The 765-nt window shown below is 50.1% G+C and carries 6 tRNA genes; all 6 read left to right on the forward strand.

The features are described 5' to 3' along the window. Nucleotides 1-11: 11 nt before the first annotated feature. The 6 genes from G4D63_RS21660 to G4D63_RS21685 all read left to right on the forward strand — a co-directional run bounded on the left by G4D63_RS21660 (nt 12) and on the right by G4D63_RS21685 (nt 586). Nucleotides 12-96: transfer RNA gene (locus G4D63_RS21660), tRNA-Leu, on the forward strand. A gap of 31 nt (nt 97-127) precedes the next feature. After that, nucleotides 128-202: transfer RNA gene (locus tag G4D63_RS21665), tRNA-Gly, on the forward strand. Nucleotides 203-219: 17 nt separating this feature from the next. Continuing rightward, a tRNA-Leu gene (locus tag G4D63_RS21670) sits at nt 220-308 on the forward strand. 31 nt (nt 309-339) lie between these two features. Then, nucleotides 340-416 (forward strand) — tRNA-Arg (locus G4D63_RS21675). Between the two features lie 8 nt (nt 417-424). After that, nucleotides 425-501, forward strand: a tRNA-Pro gene (locus G4D63_RS21680). A 9-nt stretch (nt 502-510) separates the two neighbouring features. Beyond that, nucleotides 511-586: transfer RNA gene (locus G4D63_RS21685), tRNA-Ala, on the forward strand. The last annotated feature ends 179 nt before the right edge of the window (nt 587-765 follow it).

A 765-nucleotide genomic window follows, 5' to 3' on the forward strand; every position in this document is an offset into this window, starting at 1 on the left:
ACCATTGGTGCGCGGATGTGGCGGAATTGGCAGACGCACTAGACTTAGGATCTAGCGCCTTACGGCGTGGGGGTTCGACTCCCTTCATCCGCACCATTATAAAATAATAGAAATGCAATACATTGCTGCGGAAGTAGTTCAGTGGTAGAACACCACCTTGCCAAGGTGGGGGTCGCGGGTTCGAATCCCGTCTTCCGCTCCAGAGTTAGAATATGTATTGCCGGGGTGGCGGAACTGGCAGACGCACAGGACTTAAAATCCTGCGGTAGGTGACTACCGTACCGGTTCGATTCCGGTCCTCGGCACCATTTTTGTAAACAAACAAAAACTTTCATATGCGCGCCCGTAGCTCAATTGGATAGAGCGTTTGACTACGGATCAAAAGGTTAGGGGTTCGACTCCTCTCGGGCGCGCCATATATTGACGGGAAGTGGCTCAGCTTGGTAGAGCACCTGGTTTGGGACCAGGGGGTCGCAGGTTTAAATCCTGTCTTCCCGACCATTATTTAACGGGGCCTTAGCTCAGCTGGGAGAGCGCCTGCCTTGCACGCAGGAGGTCAGCGGTTCGATCCCGCTAGGCTCCACCAATTTTTATAAGTTCTTTGAAAACTAAACAAAACGTCAAGCGTGTTGGTTTTAAAACCAACGCAAAGTAATAAATGTAAGTCTACTATTTACTAGTAGATTGCCGGTGTAATGAGCAATCAAACACTTTATTGGAGAGTTTGATCCTGGCTCAGGACGAACGCTGGCGGCGTGCCTAATA

The sequence above is a fragment of the Bacillus mesophilus genome (assembly GCF_011008845.1).
GTDB lineage: Bacteria > Bacillota > Bacilli > Bacillales > SA4 > Bacillus_BS > Bacillus_BS mesophilus.